An 18,919-nucleotide genomic window follows, 5' to 3' on the forward strand; every position below is an offset into this window, starting at 1 on the left:
GAATTGTATCACCGCTTATGGAACAGGATCGTAACCACTTCCTCCCCACGGATGGCATTTAAGAATACGTTTGATACTCAGCCACAGTCCCCGGATCGGGCCATGCTTGCGTATGGCCTCTACGGCATAAGCGGAACAAGTGGGAGTATATCTGCAGGAGGGTGGCAGCATCGGAGAGATAAACCGTCTGTAGAAATGAATGGGGAGTAGCAGAAGCTGCACAAAAAAAGATCTGATCAGACGCATGTCTCCGCTCCTTTCTCTTTCACAATGAGCGCCACACGCTCCGCAATCCTCATCAGACTTCGGATCATAGCTTTCTCCACGGCACGGTAATCCGGCAGTTCATCGGTAACGACCATGAAGGCAATGGAAGCATGGAATTGATGCTCGCGGAGGACATCGTTGAGCATATGTTTATGCAAGCGAAAGGACTCTCGTACGAGACGCTTGACCCTATTGCGACGTACAGCACGGCGGAATCGCTTCTTGGCCACACTCACCAGCATCGCAGACTGCGCCTCACGCTCTTCATCATGCAGCAGATAGACAACGCGCAGCGGATAAATGACAAACGCCTTCCCTTCACTAAAGATCTGACTGATCTCGTCGCGAAGATGAAGGCGTTCGCCTTTTGTCAATCCGTATGTAGCCGAGGCCGTCATTTCCCGTTGAGGAAACCCTCCAAAGCCATCGCCATGGAAGGATATTGCTCAGTCGGTGCAGCCAAATCGAGACGCAGGCCGGCTTCCTCTACCGCCTTAGCAGTCGTGGGACCGAAGGCGCCTATCTTAATTGTTCCCTGCTCAAATTTGGGGAAGTTCTTGCACAAAGCGGCTATACCTGCAGGGCTGAAGAAGATGATCATATCGTGATCGAGCTTCTCATCGGGTCCAAAGTCATTGCTGACCGTGCGATACATGATAGCAGGACTGTGGTTGACTTTTTTAGCTTCAAGCATATCCAGCAGATCGTGCTTGTGCTCCTCTGCCAACGGGACGAAATAAGTTTCTTTATTATGCTTGGTGATAACAGTCATGAGATCCTCTAACTTACCGGTGGCACCGAAGAAGATCTTGCGCTTGCGATAGACAATATGCTTTTGCAAATAGACTGCCACAGATTCGCTCACACAAAAGTATTTCATCGTCTCGGGCACAGCTACCCGCAACTCTTCACACAGACTGAAAAAATGATCGATGGCCGTACGAGCGGTAAAGATGATGGCCGTATGATCCAGGATGTTTACTTTCTGATTGCGAAATTCTCGTGTACTGACCGACTCCACTTGAATAAAAGGACGGAACACGACTTCAACGCCATGCTTCTGTGCAATATCATAATAAGGCGACTTACCCGCTACGGGTTGTGGCTGCGAGATGAGTATCTTCTTTACTTTTACTGCCATATAGCCATTATTTCTTTATTGTTTACAGACCATTCCAATAATGCCATCATGTAAACCAACGGCAAAATTTCGTGGGCGCAAAGGTATAAAGAAACGTGGAAAAAACCTATTTTTTTGACAGGCAACGGACGTAGCGTTTTGATAATAATGATCAATCGCCAAAGGACAAATATCACGGGCAACAGGTACATGAACCACGAAAGTTGTGGGGCATAAAGATATATGACTGCAACGGGAAAGAGAGCAATACCCCATAACCATTCTAACAACGTATAACTACCTCGCCACAATCGTCTCGTGTCATAATCCGAGAAGAGATAGCCCCACAGCGCGTAGAAGAGCCGCCACAGCCAAAAGAAGAAACAGAAGAAGAGGAACAAGAGGGCGAGAAAGAACAAACTCTCCCACAGCCCCAGTGTCATCAGCTGCCCCTCATCATCCAAGACAAGGTAGCAGGAAATGGAAAGAAGGAGCATACTTTGGATGCGACCGATGAGGACAAAAAGGCGCCGACCGATGTAACGAGGCATGCGCACAAGGAAGACGCGCTCCCGCCCATAGAAGACTGCGCTAAGCAGACGAGCAAAGAAGTGCGGAATACGCGCAGCGACCACCCCCAATGCTCCGAACTGCAGGAGAATGAGACTGACCAATACGTCGTAAATGATCTGTCCTGTCCAGAAAGGTAGTCCCGTCATCTTCTTCTACTTCATGACCACTGCCCACCCTCGATAGGCTCAACCTTGGTCCGACTTATCGGATTTCCCTTTGCTCATTGAGAGGAGTCCGCGGGCAAAGGCGACCCCTCCGAAAGCCACGGCCATCCAAAGGGCATATTTCTGATGAGGCAGTACATCCACCCAATACAGCAGGCTGAGCAAGAGATAGACGATGAGTCCTAAGATAAAGGACGATATGGCATGAGCCAAAAGTTTGCGTCGTGTAGTGGATTCCATCGGGGGCTTTATTTATATGTGTCAAAACTCGGAAGTGAAGTGGAAGCGGATGTCGGGGAAATCCTGCTGCGCCATGCTGAGCACATAGCCCGAATCGGCCAGATAGACATCCCGCCCTTCAATATCCTTGGCAATATACTGCGACTTGCGCTTCTTGAAGGCCTCCAAAGCCTCGGGTTTGTCGCTCTCTATCCAGCAAGCTTTGTACAAGCTGATAGGCTCCCAACGACACTGAGCCCCATACTCATGCAAAAGACGGTACTGAATCACTTCGAACTGGAGCTGCCCCACCGTACCGATGATCTTACGTCCGTTGAACTGATTGGTGAAGAGCTGAGCGACACCCTCTCCCATGAGTTGGTCGATGCCCTTGGCCAGCTGCTTGGCTTTCATCGGATCCTGATTTTCTATGTATTTGAAGAGCTCCGGCGAGAAACTCGGCAGGCCGCGGAAGTGGAGTTCCTCTCCCGATGTCAGCGTGTCACCGATCCGGAAGTTGCCCGTGTCTGGCAGACCGATAATATCACCCGCAAAGGCTTCGTCCACCGTCTCCTTACGCTGCGCCATGAAGGCCGTAGGGCTGCTGAAGCGGAACTGCTTGCCCAGACGGATATGCTTATAGTTGACATTGCGTTCGAAGCGTCCGGAGCAGATCTTGACAAAGGCAATACAACTGCGGTGGTTGGGATCCATATTGGCATGTATCTTAAAGACAAAGCCCGTGAATCCCTCTTCATGCGGATCAACCGCACGCTCCACAGCGGCTATGGGACGAGGCGATGGGGCTATCTCCACGAAACAGTTGAGCAGCTCCTGTACACCGAAGTTGTTCAATGCCGATCCGAAGAAGACCGGCGCAAGCTGTCCTGCCAGATACTCCTCCTTGTCGAAGGGCTGGTACACACCGTCTATCAATTCAATATCGGCACGTAGCTTCTCGGCCTGCGCCTTGCTCATATAGTTCTCCAGCTCCGGCGAACTGAGATCATCGAAAGCCACGCTCTCCGTGATACGTTGCTTATCGGGCGTAAAGAGGTTGAGTCCCTGTTCGTATATATTATATACCCCTTTGAAACGTTGTCCCATATCAATGGGCCATGAGAGGGGTCGCACACGAATCTGCAATTCCTCTTCCACCTCATCCAGCAAGTCGAAGGGGTCCTGCCCCTCACGGTCCAACTTATTGATGAAGACAATGACAGGAGTCTTGCGCATACGGCACACTTCCATCAGCTTACGCGTCTGCACCTCCACCCCTTTGGCACTGTCGATAACGATGATAACACTATCGACAGCCGTAAGTGTGCGGAATGTATCCTCGGCAAAATCCTGGTGGCCGGGCGTGTCGAGGATATTGATCTTGTAGTCCCTGTAATTGAATCCCATAACAGACGTAGCCACCGAGATACCGCGCTGCCGCTCTATCTCCATCCAGTCGCTCGTCGCTGTCTTCTTGATCTTATTGCTCTTGACAGCTCCTGCCACATGAATAGCCCCCCCGAAAAGGAGCAGCTTCTCGGTCAACGTCGTTTTACCGGCGTCGGGGTGACTGATGATGGCGAAGGTGCGCCTCGAATTGATCTCGTCCGTATAGGTACTCATACTTATTTTGTTCTGTTTTAGGCTGCAAAGTTAGCGAATCTTAGCTGTAGTCAGGGAGATGGCACGATCTTAATCTCTGCTCCGACTTCCATCACTTGCAAAATCAGATCATATCTACATTGCTATCCATTTACCCATGTTGCAAAAAAATCTCCCCACGCCTTGCGACATGGGGAGACTCCACTGTGAAAAATGATAGAGGTTCGTGGCGGACTCGAACCGCCGTAGACGGTTTTGCAGACCGTTGCCTAACCACTCGGCCAACGAACCATTGCGGGTTGTGACTGCAAAGAAAAGACATTTTTCCATACCGACAAACTTTTTACCCCTCTATTCTCACAAAAGTGGCCCAGCCCATACATTACCTACTTGACAGAGGTTCCCTACCCTTTCGTCAGCTTACATGAGGCTTTCGAGCGAGAGAGAAAACAGAAGCATTTGCGTGATAATAAAAAAATGCTACTTTTGCCGACGGAATCGCCCAAGGGCAGATTTCACGGGGTGTAGCGCAGTCCGGTTAGCGCACCTGCTTTGGGAGCAGGGGGTCGTGGGTTCGAATCCCGCTACCCCGACAAACTGAAAATCAGGGAGTTAGATACGTCTGGCTCCCTTTTTTCATTCTCTTTTTTATACCATTTGGAACCCGAATAGCCCCTTTTTAGCCCCTTTTCTATGCAAATTCAATGAAAATTCGATGAAAATTATTCTGATCATTCGTCCATGAGGGAGAGTGTGTGACATAAACAGCATCTGCATATTTGGTAGCAGGGAGAGGACTTAAGGAGGTATCTCTAACGATGCACGCGTCCACATTTAGGGTGTTTTGGTCTGAATTGGTTATTTTTGGGGGGTAATATCGAAGAAATACAGTCTACAACACTGATGAAACGCAAGACGCTCAACCTCAGTGGCAGGCTCTTCTCGCTGGAGAAACCCGCCGTTATGGGGATCATGAATATCACGCCCGACTCTTTCTATTCCGGCAGCCGCCTATCCGACACGGACAGCATACGAACACGCGCCCGAGAGATCGTGGAAGAAGGAGGGACTCTGATCGATGTAGGGGCCTATTCATCACGTCCAAACGCGGAGAACATATCTGCCCAAGAGGAGATGGAACGACTGCGTCCTGCACTGCAATTACTGCGAGATGAGTTTGCCGAAGTACCCGTCTCTATCGACACCTTCCGTGCCGATGTAGCCAAGATGTGCGTAGAAGAATACGGCGTGGCCATCATCAACGACATTTCGGGCGGGCAACTTGATGCCGATATGTACCAGACGGTTGCCGCCCTGCAGGTGCCCTATATCCTGATGCATATGCGAGGCACACCCGCCACGATGCAGAGCCTTACGTCTTACACGGATATTGCCGTGGATATTCTGGACTACTTCGTGGAGCGCGTGGGGCAATTGAGAGAACTGGGGCTGCACGACATTATTCTCGATCCGGGCTATGGCTTCAGTAAGACATTGGAGCAGAACTACGAGCTACTCTCCCGTCAAGAAGAGGCATTCGGAGAGTTAGAGTTCCCCATCTTGGTTGGCATCTCACGCAAAAGCATGATATACAAACTCTTCGGCACCACACCCGAAGAAGCACTCAACGGTACCACTGCATTAAATATGTACAGCGTCCTGCACGGAGCGGACATACTGCGAGTACACGACGTCCGTGCTGCCGTGGAAGTATGCAGCATAGCCGAGAAGCTCGGGGCCTTCAGATAGAGAAAGGATAGACAGATACAGTATCAGATTCATTCACCCCTCAATCCAAACAAGCGTATGTTCCTACAATTTACCCTAAAGGATATAATCGACATCTTGCTCGTCGCCACGCTGATCTATACGATTTATACCACGTTCAAGCACTCGGGCAGCAAGGCACTATTCTCCGGTATCCTCACTTTCTTTGTCCTCTGGGTTGTCGTTTCGCAGATATTCCAGCTACGTCTGATGGGGGCTATTCTCAATCAGTTTGTCAGCTTAGGATTCTTCGTCTTGGTGATTCTCTTCCAAGGCGAGCTGCGTAAGATGCTCACCGCCATCGGCTCCACTCGCAGGTGGCGTTCGATCGCACGCCTCATCAACAAGGGAAAGCGCGAACAAGAACTGCAAAACGAACGCCGCATCATCGCTCCTCTGATGCTCGCTTGCATGAACATGGCGCGCAAGAAGAGCGGCGCCCTCATTGTTATCCAGCAGGGGATGGATCTGACCACCTTTGCACATACGGGCGAGGTGTTTCGTTCCGAGGTGAATGCCCGACTGATCGAGAACATCTTCTTCAAGAATAGTCCGCTTCATGACGGTGCCATGATCATCGCCGACAACAACATCATTGCTGCCGGCTGCATCCTACCGGTGGCAAACAATACAGATTTGAATAAGGATTTGGGGCTACGGCATCGCTCAGCACTCGGTCTCTCACAGGAGACAGATGCCAAGGTTATCATCATCAGCGAAGAGCGCGGCAAGATATCCTTCGCTTTCCGCGGAGAGATCCATCAGGATATCACCACGGACGCACTACAGCACTTCCTCGAAAATTAGTCGAGAGCGTTTTTCTCAGAAGTTGAGAAAAACGTAGTGGTACAGGATCTCCATCATCTGACGAGAGGAGATAAGCAAAGCCACAACAAAGCCGATCAGGCTATACGTCCACAACCGAATCGAATCACCGGCATACACAGCTGCCGGATCGGCAGCAAACGGAGGTTTCATCCATTTGACTCGCGCCCATATATAGACCCGATAGACAAGATAACCGATCAATAGGCCGAATACAAGAGCCGGTATCACATCGGTAATGAAGTGCACGCCTATATAAATGCGGCTATACATCACGAGGGCTACTGTACTAAAGATTGTCCAAGTATAGAATTTATTGCGGAATATGAGTGAAGTGAGGACAGCCAACGACACGTAGTTGATCGTATGCCCCGAGATAAATCCATATTTTCCTCCCCGATAGCCATAGACCGTCTTCACGTAGTCCATAAACTCCGGATGATGCGTGGGACGAAAACGCGTAAAGACGGGTTTGAAAAAGGATGAAGAGAGCTGATCACAGATGAGAACGCTCAGTAGTACCGCCCCGAGAATAAAAGCAGCTTCCTTCGGCGGCTTTTTATAAAAGAGGAAGAAGAGAAAAACCACGGCCATGATGACCCACGGCCACTTGGCGGAGATCAGGAAGAAAAAGGCATCGAGAAAAGGATGATGTATGCCGTTGAGCGCAAGGAAAAGCTCCCTCTCTACGACCAATAGGTGTTCCAAAAACATATACTCAGCTACAATAATCGACCTGCGACACGGGCGCATTAATGCGTGTAAGGACGGCCGCAGGCAGCCACCCCTCCTTGCCATCGGCCAGCTCAATGGGATACCAGTCGCCGATGGCCTCCCCTGTAATCTTAACACGCGTGCCCTCGTGAAGTTCAAATAGCGTCGTCCCGTCTTCGTCGGGAGAGCTCTTCACGTTGGCTTGCGCCGCCATCATAATACAATAGCTATCGTCTTGGAAATCGGCCTTGCGGTTATAAGCAGCCAGATTGAAGAGGATGGCAAGAAAAAGCCCCACCCAGGCTGCATAGAAGCCTCCTCGCCTGAGCGTCCTATTGCCACCGAGCAGGAAGAGCAGCACATTGCCCAGCAGAAGTAAGAAGCTGAGTATGCCCAGCACCACCAGCATCTTCAACGACAAGGCATAGCACACCTGTCGCCACAGCTTGGCGGCGATGCTTTCGTTATCAGTTATCTTGTCGATGGTCTTCAGGCGTGCCATCTCCAGATTGGCACGAATGTCTCTGTCGTCAGGAGCTAATCGGTGCGCCCGCTCGAACATAAGAATGGACGAAGCCACCTCTCCACTCTTATAATAACAGCAGCCCAGATTGTATAGCAACGAAGCATCCGGCTCGGCCGTCTCCTCTAAGAGACGTTCGTAGGCAGCAGCGGCTCGGCCGTATTGCTTGGCTCCGTACAGTTTGCGAATCTCTTCCTCGGACAGCTTCGGTACAGCAGGGAGTGAATCGGCTACAGTAATTTCTCCTCCCTCGGATCGCGCCGCGGACGAATCAACGGGCAGGAATACCGAACGGCGAACGGATGTGTCGGGTTGCTGCGCCTGTGTAGACAAGGTCTCGCCCAAGGGCAACAGCAGGACGAGCGTCCAAACGGATATCAACTGTCGTGTAAGTACCTTCATCGTTTCGGTGATTTTGAGTTATCAATCTGTTCGATAATACTGCATACGCGCTCATAGACAGCGTCCATGGCAGCATGTTCGTTACTGTCGGGCGCATAGCGGGCAAACTCACAAGTTTCTATCACACCGAGCAACTCATCCACCAACGGCTGAGCGATGCCGTCCATCTGCATCAAGCGGTCTGCCACATTGTTTTTGTTCAGTTCCGAGACTGCAATTCCCAGCTTGTCGCCCAAATAACCCCATACGGCTCGCAGCACTTCTTCGTAGAACAAGTCGCCTCGGCTCGATTGTTTATATGCGGCTGCCTGTCGCAGACGCTTGGTCGCCACCCGATTGGCCTTCCGCCAACGCATACCGGCTTCGTCGGCTATCATCTTCATACGACGACGATAGAGGAAGAGTAGCAGAATGGCAAGGAGGAAGAGTAGCAAATAAATGCCCCAATAAAGAAACGAGAATGCAAAGGAGGCAACACCCGTTGTAGCATGCGTGTGAGCAGTCTTCAGATAGTTTATATCCTGCCCCAACATCCTGATTCCGTCAGGACCGCTGCCGCTCATCGTAGCCGATTCGCCTTTGCCCTTGGCCACTTGTACGGTAAAGGCTTGTGTGGAAGCAGTCTTATAGGAACGAGAAGCAGGATCGAAATAAGTGATGCCAAATGCGGGAATGGAGAAGCGCCCCGTCTGCCGCGGCACTACATAGAACTCGATGGTGCGTTCGCCATCCGCTCCCGAAGTCGTCACCCGCAGACTGCTCTCAGCCTTGGGATCGTACTGTTCGAAGCTGTCGGGGAAACGCACCTTGGGGTCGCCCATCAACTTGATATTACCGCTGCCATGGATGGTTACTTTGAGCGTGAGAGCCTCATTGGTCTTGGCTTGTTGCGCGCCGAAAGAGGCCGAGATGCGATAACTCCCGACAGCTCCGTCGAATCCTTCCGGTTTGGGATCGGGCAGAGGTGTAACATCAATGTTAACGGGACTGGTCGTGAGTGTACGTCGCACATTCTCGTAGGGCTGCAGGTTGAAAAAGTCGTCTATGTCGGCAATCTCCCTACGCACGGCTACGACTACTTGGAAGTGCCCCGAGGGTATCGTCAGCCGACCGCTCTTCTGTGGGAAGAGAAGTGACTGCCGGAGGACTGCCGTCTGATAGTTCCGCCCGTTGTAATTCTCCAGAGCGTATTGTTTCTCCGCATCATCTTCCACATCTTGCGAAATAAAACCTTCGTATTCGGGGAATTTAACCTGCTCGAATTGCAGATTGGGATGCAACGTATAGAGTTTGTAAGTGACCAAAACGGCTTCCTGCTCGTACACCCTTGTTTTGTTGATGATGGCGCGAACGAAGAGGCTATTAGCATCCACTCGTGTCGTTGGAGAGGCTCCCTGCCCCTTCCCGGAAGCCTTCTTATCGGCAGGCAACACCTTGATGGTAGCAGATTTGGTCGTATAGTTACGATCATTGGCTCGGATCGAAGCTTCCCCGATGCGGAAAGAGCCCGTCCCCTTGGGCATAAGTGTATAAGTGTAGGTGACGGCGGTCGTCGAAGTCGTTTTGCCATTGATGACCGAGGTAGAGGAGCTCCTCGCAGTGGCGGGGCCAAAGAGGACATCGAAGTCGCTCATCGCCGGAGCTTTGAAGTCGGTACCGGTGGCATTCTTGAGCGTGAAGCTCACTCGGAACTGCTCTCCCATCGCCACGCTTGTCGGAGCTTGCACCGTAAACGACACCTGTGCCTGTCCATACCAAGCCAGGCACAAGAATAGGGAAATAAGGATGTAGCGCAATCTATTTATCGTCATGCTAGTCTGTCTTTCTTGTATGCCATGGGACAGAAAAAGGCATTCCACCCCATTGTCTAACCGCCAATATGGCTCGCTAAAATACACATACTTCAGCAAATAGCTGATATTTACCCTAACGCGAAGACACTGTTCACTAGTATCTTGCTAGTATCTTGCTAGTATCTTGAATTCCTATTATGTAGCCAGGCTCCTCTAAAGAGCATCACAATCTCCCTTCCACAGCAAAAAACATCATGGGTCGGGATCGGAGCAACCACACAAAGGAGGATAGGACGAGTCCCCTTTTTGTTACCTTTGCATATCGACAAGGAGCTCTGCACTATGTAAACGACTGAATATCAGAGCGCACAGACAAGGGCTAAAAGTAATATGCAGTAAACAAAAACAATGATGAACAACAGACTCATGTACAAGGACAGCGGAAATCTTCCCGCTCTTCTCCTTTTTCTTTCGATATATAGTGGCACGGTATCCGACCTTACCCCATTCTCTGACTATGAATAGAATGAGATAAGCACCCCCGAGAGAAGTAGCAAAAAGCATCAGGCACCCGTCGAGTTCGTGGCCGAACTCGACGGGTGCTTCTTTTTTATTACTCTCAGCCGGGCTTTCACCCCTCAAAACAATTAGCTTTTTCACTTCTCATCTTTATAATCTTGCACTCCAATATCGTAAAGGTTACAATCGATTTTTATAAAGATCAGAAGTGATATTTATAAATGTTATATCCTAACTCTCCAATTATTGTCATCCGGCACGGGAAGGCCGATTTTCAATCTTGTTTTACAGCCCAAGCGACCATCAAAAGACCGCTTATTTGGAATGAATCTAAATAAATCCACATAGACCTTCGATGTTGAAAACTTTTTTGGCCCCTAAAAAAGAAGAATTGCATGTCGATGATCATAAAAAGAACTTTTCAAGAATATTTCAGTTTCTGAGTGTTATCTTTGATCTATCAATTCGCACTTTATAGACGATGAAGATTCTGATTATCGAAGATGAGCTTGAATTGCGGGAGACCCTACAAGAGTTTTTGCGGCAAGAGCGTTATGTCGTAGAAGTAGCCGGAACGTTGAATGACGGGCTGGAAAAAATCATGCTCTACGATTATGATTGTATCCTGCTGGACATCATGTTGCCCGATGGTAATGGTCTCACACTCCTCGAAGAACTGAAGAAGTGTGGCAAGACAGAGAATCTCATTATCATCTCTGCCAAGGATGCCGTCGAAGACAAAGTGCAGGGGATCGAACTGGGAGCTGACGACTATCTGGCCAAGCCTTTTCACCTCTTGGAACTGAACGCACGCATCAAGGGGCTTATCCGGCGCAAGATGGCGAACGGAGCCATGCAGATTCGTTTGGGCAACGTGTGTCTGACGCCGGATAAATTTGAAGTACGAGTGGAGGATCGCCTTTTGGAGCTCAAGCGCAAAGAGTATGACATCCTGCATCACCTGATGACGCGCCCCGATCGTCTGGTCGACAAAGCCGCCCTGGCCGAAGCTGTGTGGGGCGACTACATCGACCAAGCCGATAATTACGATTTTATCTATGCTCAGATCAAGAATCTTCGTAAACAGATGAACGATGCGGGTGCTTCTATAGAGATTAAATCCGTCTACGGGTTTGGCTATAAACTGACAGAAAAAGAGGAGGAAAGCCGTTGAAGCTCTCCACGCGAATCATCCTGCGCCTCTCTGCTGTCTTCCTGACGGTCTTTACCGTATGGGTAGTGGCCTTCTACTTTGTTATCGTCGATGAGATCCACGACGAGACCAACGATTCGCTCGAAAACTACTCCGAGCACATCATCCGCAATTTTCTTTCGGACAACCCGCTCCCTACACCCGAGAGCGACCTCAACAACACCTATTCCATCCGTAAGATCACCCTCCGGGAAGCATTGGAGTTCGGAGCTGACAAGTACTACGACGAAATGGTCTATGTGAAAGCACGACGTGAATTGGAGCCGTGCAGAACAATGCGCACCGTGTTCAGCGATGGCAATGGCAGTTTTTACGAACTCAAAGTATCCATTCCTACATTCGAAAAAACCGATTTGCAAGGGACTCTCCTGCAATCTGTCGTCTATCTCTTCATGCTACTGCTGGCCGTCACTATCGGTGTGACCACTTGGATCGTATCACGCAGTTTCCGCTCGCTATATAAACTATTGGACTGGTTAAGCCACTTCCGCGTAGATAAACCCTTGAACGAACTCACGCTCGGCAAAACGGACATAGTCGAATTCCGCAGGCTCAATGAAGTCATGCAGCACACCGCCCGCCATAACGTGGAAGTCTTCGAGCGTCAACGGGAATTCATCTCCCACGCTTCTCATGAACTACAAACGCCATTGACCATCAGCCGCAACAAACTCGAGCTCTTGCTGCAAGATCCTCACCTCAGTGAACAGCAACTCGAGCTCGTCTACAAGGCCATTCAGTCCATCAACCACATCGTACAACTCAACAAAACGCTGCTTCTCTTCAGTAAGATCGAGAACCGCCAGTTTACGGAGATAGAATCCATCAGCATAAGCGATCTATTGCATACGCTCGTAGAAGAATACGACACGGTCTTTGCCGATCGTGCTGTCACCGTGGTATGGCAGGAAAAAGGCCCCATGACGCTGGAGATGAATCCCACGTTGGCCAAAGTGTTGCTGAGCAATCTGCTGAAAAATGCCTATGTACACAACATTGCGCATGAGGGGCGAATCAGCATATCGCTCTCTGCTGAGGTCTGCGCTATAGCCAACACGGGCAAGGATACACCTTTGGATGAAGGGGTTATATTCGAACGCTTCTACCATGATTTCTCACAAGAGCATTCTTCCGGTCTCGGGCTATCCATTGCTCGATCCATTTGCCAAACCTACTCCCTCGATCTTTCTTATACATTCGATGAAGGTTTGCATCTCTTTTCCATCAGGAAGCAAGGGTAGAGAGCTGTAGTATTCTTCTTTTTTTCTCACATTCCGAAAAAAAATCAGAATTTCAGTTTTATTTCAGCATCGGTGCAGTTATTTGTTGTACGCAAACAATCATAAATAGCACATAACGATGACAAACAAATCGAAAATTTTTCTGCTCATGCTCATGCTGACACTCTCAAGTGCATGGGCCAGCAATGACAAAGTGGTAGCACTCACCCGCATCCCACAGAAAGCACAGACTATCATAGCCAAGCACTTTGAGGGAGCCAAAGTGTCGTACGTGAAGATGGACAACGACTGGTTCAGCAAGTCCTATGACGTAGTGTTCAATGACGGCAATAAGATCGAGTTCGACCGACGAGGCGAGTGGAAAGAGATCGACTGCAAGTACTCCCGAGTACCCATACAACTCGTACCGACTCCTATCCGACACCATGTAGAGGCCCAACATCCCGGCACCTACATTGTTCAGATCGATCGCGACAACAGAGATTATGAGATAGAATTAAATAATGGTTTGGAGCTGATCTTCTCCCTCAAAGGAGTATTCAAAGGCTTCCACGATTAATAATAAAGTAAGAATCAAAAAACTTAAAGAAATGAAACTGTTCAAATGGTCTGTACCTCTGGTACTCTGTGCAGGTATTTTCACTGCATGTAACAAAGAAGATAACAGCCAGCTCAGTCCCGAAGCAGAAGAGGCTCGCATACTGGCGACTATGTACCCCAATGCCCAAAACGTAAGGTGGGAGAAAGAAGACGAATATCTTGTAGCTGAATTCATCAATAATGGCTCCCCGTCAGAGGCATGGTTCCTTGCCACAAAGTGGCGATACACCGAAATAGATATTCCCTATAGTGCTTTACCTCAACCCGTTCGCACTGCGTTCGAGGCAAGTTCTTATGCTCAGTGGGTGGTCGAAGATATCGATATGGTAGAGCGTGACGGCACCACCACCTTCTACGTGATCGAAGCGGAAAGAGGCGAACTAGACGTGGAATTATACTATACTCCGGCCGGTGTACTGATCAAAACCATTACGGAACCACATCACAACTCTACAGCGCAGTACGTGAGTCCACTCATATCGGCTACCGCTCTGGCCAATATCAAAACCTATCTTGACGCCAACTATCCCAATGCTATCGTCTTGGAGTATGAGCTGGAAGATGGTTACATCGAAGTGGATATCCTCGACGGCACGGCACACCGTGTTCTGATCTTCTCCTACAAGGGTGAGTGGATCAATACATATATCGATGATGGTGAAGATGACTTCGACTACGACGATGATGCCTACGAAAACGACATTCCTGAGAATATCAAGGCACTGATTATCAGCTATGTCAATGCCCATTATCCGAATGCAACGATCCTCAGTATCGAAAGAGAGTCTAACGGGACTTACGAAGTCGAAATCCGTCACAACAAAATAAAGTACGATCTCTACTTCGATGCGCAAGGCAACTTCATCAACGCTCACATAGACGATAAATAGCTCCGCGGCCTCTTTGTTCTTGCAATCTGAATACTCACGTGTTCTCGCATGGAAAAAGAGGCTTGCATAACAAATCAAAAAAGAGAGCTGCCTCGAGATCGAGGCAGCTCTCTTTTTTGATTCGTTAGCGGTCTAAATTTGCCGGAACCTTAGAGGCGGATCAGGCTTTTGAAACCAGCATCGTTGGCGTACTTGGCGAACTCGAGATCCGTAGCAGCCTTTCTCATCATGTTGTGATCCAAGCTGATGGATTCGCGCAGACTGTTTACCACGCCATCCAGATTGTTCGTGCGGGCAGCTACCACAGCCATCAGATAGTAAGTAGTGGCATCGGCATTCTTGACGCCGTTCAGCACCTCTTGCGCACGGTTGTAGTCGCGGTTGAGGATGTGTGCCACGGCGGCATTGTTGCTCTGCGTCTTACCGAAGGCGGTAACGGCCTGTGCATATTTGCCTTGTTGCAGATAGAGGAGCCCCAAAGCCTCGCCCAGTTCGGGCACATTGGCAGCAGAGCCGAAGTATTGCTGAGCCTGCTCCGCATTACCCTCGTTCAGAGCCAGGAGACCCATATTCATATCCGTCTCGGCATTGGGCTTCACGCCGGCAGCCTTCTGGAACCATGAGCGGGCACCATCGAGATCGCCACTACGATAGCGCATCATACCGATGTTGTTATAGGCACGATAATCATCGGGGAAGAGCTGCGTAGCCACCTTGTAGACATCTTCCTGCTGAGAGGGGGTGTCGAAAAGTGTGGCGCTATAGAGCAATTCCTCCACCGTCAGACGGCCGGGGTTCTGTCCGGCGAGACGCTTGATCTCGTCATCGCTCTTACCGATGGTCTCCACATTGGCCACGAGGCGTGAACGACGCAGCTGAGGCAGGATGTCATCGGCCAACTGTCTGAAGACCGTAGAGATATTCTTGATCTCCTGTTCGCGTTGCTCGGGATCGGGATACATGGAGAGGACGCGCAGCACCAGATCCTTGTCTTGGATGTCGCTCTTCTCAACGAGCTGCTTGAAGCCTTCCCAGTCCTGAGCCGTGTAGTGGGCATTGATCTCCACGTCTTCGATCTTACTTTTCTTAAACTGTTGTTTCAGGGCTGTTGTCGTATTCTTCTCACGCTGTTCCGACAGTTTTTCATTCAGTTCGATGCCTCCATCGGGTGACGCATAAGCTTGCACCTCTACCGACACGTTCTGGTTAGGAGCCTCCTTGGCATTGGCCACCAAGTCTTTCCAATCTTTTACCTCTCCCTTATTGATTTCTTGGGCGCGGATCTGGGCCTGCTGGATGAGGAACATGATATTGGCATCGTAAGCCTGCTTGATGATACGTTGGAAAGCATCGGGAGCAATGGCGGCCGAAGCATTCAGAGCCGAAGCCAGCGCCTCCGTGCTGATCACACCATCAGCCACCTTGAGATCGGGGAGCTTCACCTGCTTACCCTTGATGTTAGCCTCGAAAGTCAGGAAGAGCTCGCTCTTGTCCATGGCGGGCTTATAGGGGAATGCAAACGAAAGCTGCTCATTGCCACCGTTGGCATAGCTGATGGTACGTTCGTTACCGAGTACTTTTTCGCCCTGAAAACGGAAAGAAGGCCCCCACGTTTCGCCTGTGGCATAGCGCAGCACGGGCTTCACTGTGAGCTCGGCACGTTTGTTGAACCACTTGGCAGGGAAAGAGATACTCACAGTCACCGGCACCTTATTACCTGTCACCTCAAGCGGTTGAGGCTCAGCCTTCACAAGGTCCGCAGTCACCGGACGCAACTTGCCGGAGCAAGAAGAGATGGCTACCGCTGCTACGCAGACGAGTAGTACAGAAAAGATTTTCTTTAGCATTGTTTTTCTTGATCTAATGTTGAAATCAAGACAAAGCTACCACTTTTATTCGTCTTTCACTCCGCTCTCCCACGATATATGCCCCGAAAAGACGCTCACACCCTCCGTGAAACCTTGACTGACAACATCGTTTTGGGCTTTGCACTCATGCCTCCGTCATGGAGCCCACAAAAAGGCCCCCATCCCAGAGGACAGAGGCGATCTCATCGGTAAAGAACGGACAGAATCAGCAACCCCAGAAAAAAGCCTTGATAAGGTCTATAAAAACCAAACGGCAAAAATGACAACCAGAATAGCGACAAACAACTGAGACAGATTCGCAGAAAATTTCATTCCAATTCGTTTTTCAATAATGATTCTGTTCCTGACACACGACGCAGTTGTAGAGGGGTGCACAACCGTAGGAGCGAAAGACGCATATATTCTCGCTTGAGCAGCTCGCGAAGATAGACACTATTTATCATCTTTTTTTTCAATCCTCGAAAAAGAGCAAAAATCAGCGTCGCTCTCACACGAAGAGCCAAAAACACATCCCTCTGCCCAAAAACGACAAACAAAACTCGTGAAAAGTGTTTTTCTGCAAGAATACTGACCAATAAGACATCGGGAAACGCTCATTTGCGCTTTTGTCAACGAGCAACACTCCTAAAAACCGAGAATTCGATCTACAATCAGGAGATTTCATCTCAACAACGGATAATCTGCCTATCCACACCAGTCGAATACTCAGAATCGACTTGTTTTCGGTGCATTACAGCCTGTAACAGGCCTAAAAATACTGTACATAAAGGGAGTTTCATGGTATAATGACTACTAAAGCAAATGCTTTTATGGCCATTACAGACTATCATGCATATAAAAGCAAATGATTCACCATGCATTATACTCTGTCATGTACTCAAAAGCAAATGATTTACTATGCATTACAGCCTGTCATGTATCCAAAAGCAGTGTGATTAGGCTCATTGTTCGTAAACAACGCCTCAAAAAACGATTTCTCAGCTCTTTGTTGAGCGTTGATACCTTCTCGAAATGTTATTGTGCTGATTGTCAACGAATGAAGACTGGGAAAATGCTAATGGGACTCTTTGTACAACTTCGACGCCTTGCCAAACCGTTATTGGGCAAGTCGCATACGTGCGACGACATAGAAAATGCTGTTTTGCTCTTGCGGACATGTACACGGACATGAAAACTCCGTTTTCTGACTCTGATACATGTGCGTGAACTTGAAAATAACTGTTTTTATCCTTGCGCATTCGTACGCAAGTCCAATGCCGTGAGTTCTATCCTATCAACGACAGACGACTACCGGGAATAGCTTCCAGATTTAGTATCTTTGTTGTTATCGTACAGCACACATTCATCTGTGACACGATTGACATAACTGGGAATAGCTTTCAGATTTAGTATCTTTGTTGTTATCGTACAGCTCTGGCTTGACGAACATTTTGTTTGAGAAGCACTGGGAATAGCTTTCAGATTTAGTATCTTTGTTGTTATCGTACAGCTTTTACAAAATGGCCGATCATTGCTCGCCTACTGGGAATAGCTTTCAGATTTAGTATCTTTGTTGTTATCGTACAGCCGCATCAACTCTCGACTTCAATCTGTCTCCACTGGGAATAGCTTTCAGATTTAGTATCTTTGTTGTTATCGTACAGCCGGTGTTCTTTGTGTCGAGCGTATGCAGAGACTGGGAATAGCTTTCAGATTTAGTATCTTTGTTGTTATCGTACAGCCAATATCTGAAAATTGAGTACGCAATAGATACTGGGAATAGCTTTCAGATTTAGTATCTTTGTTGTTATCGTACAGCGTCAGGTCGGAATTGGTAACGGCATCGATGACTGGGAATAGCTTTCAGATTTAGTATCTTTGTTGTTATCGTACAGCAGTTTCCGCTATTCAATGAATAGCGCACCTACTGGGAATAGCTTTCAGATTTAGTATCTTTGTTGTTATCGTACAGCCAAACATAAGGGATAATTTTCAACCCGCCAAACTGGGAATAGCTTTCAGATTTAGTATCTTTGTTGTTATCGTACAGCGCAAACAGCAAGCGGAACGACCTACTTGCAACTGGGAATAGCTTTCAGATTTAGTATCTTTGTTGTTATCGTACAGCAAAAACGGAACACGCAAGTCTTAACGCACTACTGGGAATAGCTTTCAGATTTAGTATCTTTGTTGTTATCGTACAGCCGCAAACCCATCCGCGCACATACCCCCACCACTGGGAATAGCTTTCAGATTTAGTATCTTTGTTGTTATCGTACAGCGGCGTAGCTTTATCAGCTCAACCTGTTTGCACTGGGAATAGCTTTCAGATTTAGTATCTTTGTTGTTATCGTACAGCATAATAGACGATCTAAAAGACAAGGAAGTGACTGGGAATAGCTTTCAGATTTAGTATCTTTGTTGTTATCGTACAGCGAATATGTGTTTCGTTCGCTGTGGCGGTTTACTGGGAATAGCTTTCAGATTTAGTATCTTTGTTGTTATCGTACAGCTGAGGTCGTTTATATATCATTATACTCTGTACTGGGAATAGCTTTCAGATTTAGTATCTTTGTTGTTATCGTACAGCAGTTTAAGTACTCCACCCGCTCATACGAGCACTGGGAATAGCTTTCAGAT

At 48.7% G+C, this 18,919-nt stretch carries 16 protein-coding genes, 2 tRNA genes and 1 CRISPR repeat array; of the genes, 7 read left to right on the forward strand and 11 right to left on the reverse strand.

Annotation, left to right across the window (positions count from 1 at the left end):
* Positions 1-15: 15 nt before the first annotated feature.
* From yidD to C7382_RS04395, 7 genes are all read right to left on the reverse strand, one after another.
* On the reverse strand, positions 16-246 hold the full coding sequence (gene yidD, locus C7382_RS04365; RefSeq protein ID WP_116679099.1) for a membrane protein insertion efficiency factor YidD: 231 nt from the start codon (positions 244-246) through the stop codon (positions 16-18).
* Positions 237-665, reverse strand: a complete 429-nt coding sequence (rnpA, locus tag C7382_RS04370; protein WP_116679100.1) for a ribonuclease P protein component — start codon at positions 663-665, stop codon at positions 237-239. Before rnpA ends, yidD begins: the two co-directional genes overlap by 10 nt.
* Positions 662-1,408: a uroporphyrinogen-III synthase gene (locus C7382_RS04375; protein WP_116679101.1), complete on the reverse strand. Its 747-nt coding sequence runs from the start codon at positions 1,406-1,408 to the stop codon at positions 662-664. Before C7382_RS04375 ends, rnpA begins: the two co-directional genes overlap by 4 nt.
* Complete coding sequence (locus C7382_RS04380; protein WP_116679102.1) at positions 1,399-2,106, reverse strand: DUF4271 domain-containing protein; 708 nt, start codon at positions 2,104-2,106, stop codon at positions 1,399-1,401. The genes C7382_RS04375 and C7382_RS04380 overlap by 10 nt, the downstream gene beginning before the upstream one ends.
* 39 nt (positions 2,107-2,145) lie before the next feature.
* Positions 2,146-2,364, reverse strand: coding sequence for a hypothetical protein (locus tag C7382_RS04385; protein ID WP_116679103.1), 219 nt, complete (start codon positions 2,362-2,364; stop codon positions 2,146-2,148).
* Positions 2,365-2,385: 21 nt separating this feature from the next.
* Positions 2,386-3,966 (reverse strand): peptide chain release factor 3, encoded by a 1,581-nt coding sequence (locus C7382_RS04390; protein WP_116679104.1) that lies wholly within the window; start codon positions 3,964-3,966, stop codon positions 2,386-2,388.
* Positions 3,967-4,165: 199 nt separating this feature from the next.
* Positions 4,166-4,236, reverse strand: a tRNA-Cys gene (locus tag C7382_RS04395).
* Between the two features lie 227 nt (positions 4,237-4,463).
* Between C7382_RS04395 and C7382_RS04400 the strand changes: the two genes are divergently transcribed.
* The 3 genes from C7382_RS04400 (at position 4,464) to cdaA (ending at position 6,519) form a co-directional block, all read left to right on the forward strand.
* Positions 4,464-4,538, forward strand: a tRNA-Pro gene (locus C7382_RS04400).
* Between the two features lie 310 nt (positions 4,539-4,848).
* Positions 4,849-5,694 (forward strand): dihydropteroate synthase, encoded by an 846-nt coding sequence (gene folP / locus C7382_RS04405; RefSeq protein ID WP_116679105.1) that lies wholly within the window; start codon positions 4,849-4,851, stop codon positions 5,692-5,694.
* A gap of 57 nt (positions 5,695-5,751) precedes the next feature.
* Positions 5,752-6,519 (forward strand): diadenylate cyclase CdaA, encoded by a 768-nt coding sequence (cdaA, locus tag C7382_RS04410; protein WP_116679106.1) that lies wholly within the window; start codon positions 5,752-5,754, stop codon positions 6,517-6,519.
* Positions 6,520-6,534: 15 nt separating this feature from the next.
* On the opposite strand, the gene C7382_RS04415 is transcribed toward cdaA, so the two are convergent.
* Genes C7382_RS04415 through C7382_RS04425 form a run of 3 tightly spaced genes read right to left on the reverse strand, consistent with a single transcriptional unit; the run spans position 6,535 to position 9,987 of the window.
* Positions 6,535-7,251, reverse strand: coding sequence for a phosphatase PAP2 family protein (locus C7382_RS04415; protein ID WP_116679107.1), 717 nt, complete (start codon positions 7,249-7,251; stop codon positions 6,535-6,537).
* A 4-nt stretch (positions 7,252-7,255) separates the two neighbouring features.
* The gene (locus C7382_RS04420) at positions 7,256-8,176 is read right to left on the reverse strand and encodes an SH3 domain-containing protein (protein WP_116679108.1); all 921 of its coding nucleotides are present in this window, start codon (positions 8,174-8,176) and stop codon (positions 7,256-7,258) included.
* Entirely contained in the window at positions 8,173-9,987 is a 1,815-nt protein-coding gene (locus C7382_RS04425; RefSeq protein ID WP_116679109.1) for a BatD family protein, read from the reverse strand. The genes C7382_RS04420 and C7382_RS04425 overlap by 4 nt, the downstream gene beginning before the upstream one ends.
* A gap of 982 nt (positions 9,988-10,969) precedes the next feature.
* On the opposite strand from C7382_RS04425, the gene C7382_RS04435 reads away from it, so the two are divergent.
* The 4 genes from C7382_RS04435 to C7382_RS04450 all read left to right on the forward strand — a co-directional run bounded on the left by C7382_RS04435 (position 10,970) and on the right by C7382_RS04450 (position 14,432).
* Positions 10,970-11,662 carry a response regulator transcription factor gene (locus C7382_RS04435; protein WP_116679111.1) on the forward strand — a complete coding sequence of 231 codons (693 nt, stop codon included), beginning with the start codon at positions 10,970-10,972 and terminating at the stop codon, positions 11,660-11,662.
* Positions 11,659-12,942, forward strand: coding sequence for a sensor histidine kinase (locus C7382_RS04440; RefSeq protein ID WP_116679112.1), 1,284 nt, complete (start codon positions 11,659-11,661; stop codon positions 12,940-12,942). Before C7382_RS04435 ends, C7382_RS04440 begins: the two co-directional genes overlap by 4 nt.
* A 118-nt stretch (positions 12,943-13,060) precedes the next feature.
* On the forward strand, positions 13,061-13,501 hold the full coding sequence (locus C7382_RS04445) for a PepSY-like domain-containing protein (protein ID WP_116679113.1): 441 nt from the start codon (positions 13,061-13,063) through the stop codon (positions 13,499-13,501).
* A 31-nt stretch (positions 13,502-13,532) separates the two neighbouring features.
* Positions 13,533-14,432 (forward strand): PepSY-like domain-containing protein, encoded by a 900-nt coding sequence (locus tag C7382_RS04450; protein WP_116679114.1) that lies wholly within the window; start codon positions 13,533-13,535, stop codon positions 14,430-14,432.
* A 149-nt stretch (positions 14,433-14,581) separates the two neighbouring features.
* Here C7382_RS04450 and C7382_RS04455 read toward each other — a convergent pair whose 3' ends face one another.
* Positions 14,582-16,279, reverse strand: a complete 1,698-nt coding sequence (locus C7382_RS04455) for a hypothetical protein (RefSeq protein ID WP_116679115.1) — start codon at positions 16,277-16,279, stop codon at positions 14,582-14,584.
* Positions 16,280-17,589: 1,310 nt separating this feature from the next.
* A CRISPR array of direct repeats spans positions 17,590-18,869; the repeat unit is 47 nt; unit sequence ACTGGGAATAGCTTTCAGATTTAGTATCTTTGTTGTTATCGTACAGC.
* Positions 18,870-18,919 lie beyond the last annotated feature (50 nt).

Source organism: Porphyromonas loveana (assembly GCF_003096695.1).
Taxonomy (GTDB): Bacteria; Bacteroidota; Bacteroidia; order Bacteroidales; family Porphyromonadaceae; genus Porphyromonas; species Porphyromonas loveana.

Excerpts from the sequence above, each read along its gene's own strand:
- yidD (WP_116679099.1), bottom strand. The coding sequence starts at position 246 with ATGCGTCTGATCAGATCTTTTTTTGTGCAGCTTCTGCTACTCCCCATT.
- rnpA (WP_116679100.1), bottom strand. The coding sequence starts at position 665 with ATGACGGCCTCGGCTACATACGGATTGACAAAAGGCGAACGCCTTCAT.
- C7382_RS04375 (WP_116679101.1), bottom strand. The coding sequence starts at position 1,408 with ATGGCAGTAAAAGTAAAGAAGATACTCATCTCGCAGCCACAACCCGTA.
- C7382_RS04380 (WP_116679102.1), bottom strand. The coding sequence starts at position 2,106 with ATGACGGGACTACCTTTCTGGACAGGACAGATCATTTACGACGTATTG.
- C7382_RS04385 (WP_116679103.1), bottom strand. The coding sequence starts at position 2,364 with ATGGAATCCACTACACGACGCAAACTTTTGGCTCATGCCATATCGTCC.
- C7382_RS04390 (WP_116679104.1), bottom strand. The coding sequence starts at position 3,966 with ATGAGTACCTATACGGACGAGATCAATTCGAGGCGCACCTTCGCCATC.
- folP (WP_116679105.1), top strand. The coding sequence starts at position 4,849 with ATGAAACGCAAGACGCTCAACCTCAGTGGCAGGCTCTTCTCGCTGGAG.
- cdaA (WP_116679106.1), top strand. The coding sequence starts at position 5,752 with ATGTTCCTACAATTTACCCTAAAGGATATAATCGACATCTTGCTCGTC.
- C7382_RS04415 (WP_116679107.1), bottom strand. The coding sequence starts at position 7,251 with ATGTTTTTGGAACACCTATTGGTCGTAGAGAGGGAGCTTTTCCTTGCG.
- C7382_RS04420 (WP_116679108.1), bottom strand. The coding sequence starts at position 8,176 with ATGAAGGTACTTACACGACAGTTGATATCCGTTTGGACGCTCGTCCTG.
- C7382_RS04425 (WP_116679109.1), bottom strand. The coding sequence starts at position 9,987 with ATGACGATAAATAGATTGCGCTACATCCTTATTTCCCTATTCTTGTGC.
- C7382_RS04435 (WP_116679111.1), top strand. The coding sequence starts at position 10,970 with ATGAAGATTCTGATTATCGAAGATGAGCTTGAATTGCGGGAGACCCTA.
- C7382_RS04445 (WP_116679113.1), top strand. The coding sequence starts at position 13,061 with ATGACAAACAAATCGAAAATTTTTCTGCTCATGCTCATGCTGACACTC.
- C7382_RS04450 (WP_116679114.1), top strand. The coding sequence starts at position 13,533 with ATGAAACTGTTCAAATGGTCTGTACCTCTGGTACTCTGTGCAGGTATT.
- C7382_RS04455 (WP_116679115.1), bottom strand. The coding sequence starts at position 16,279 with ATGCTAAAGAAAATCTTTTCTGTACTACTCGTCTGCGTAGCAGCGGTA.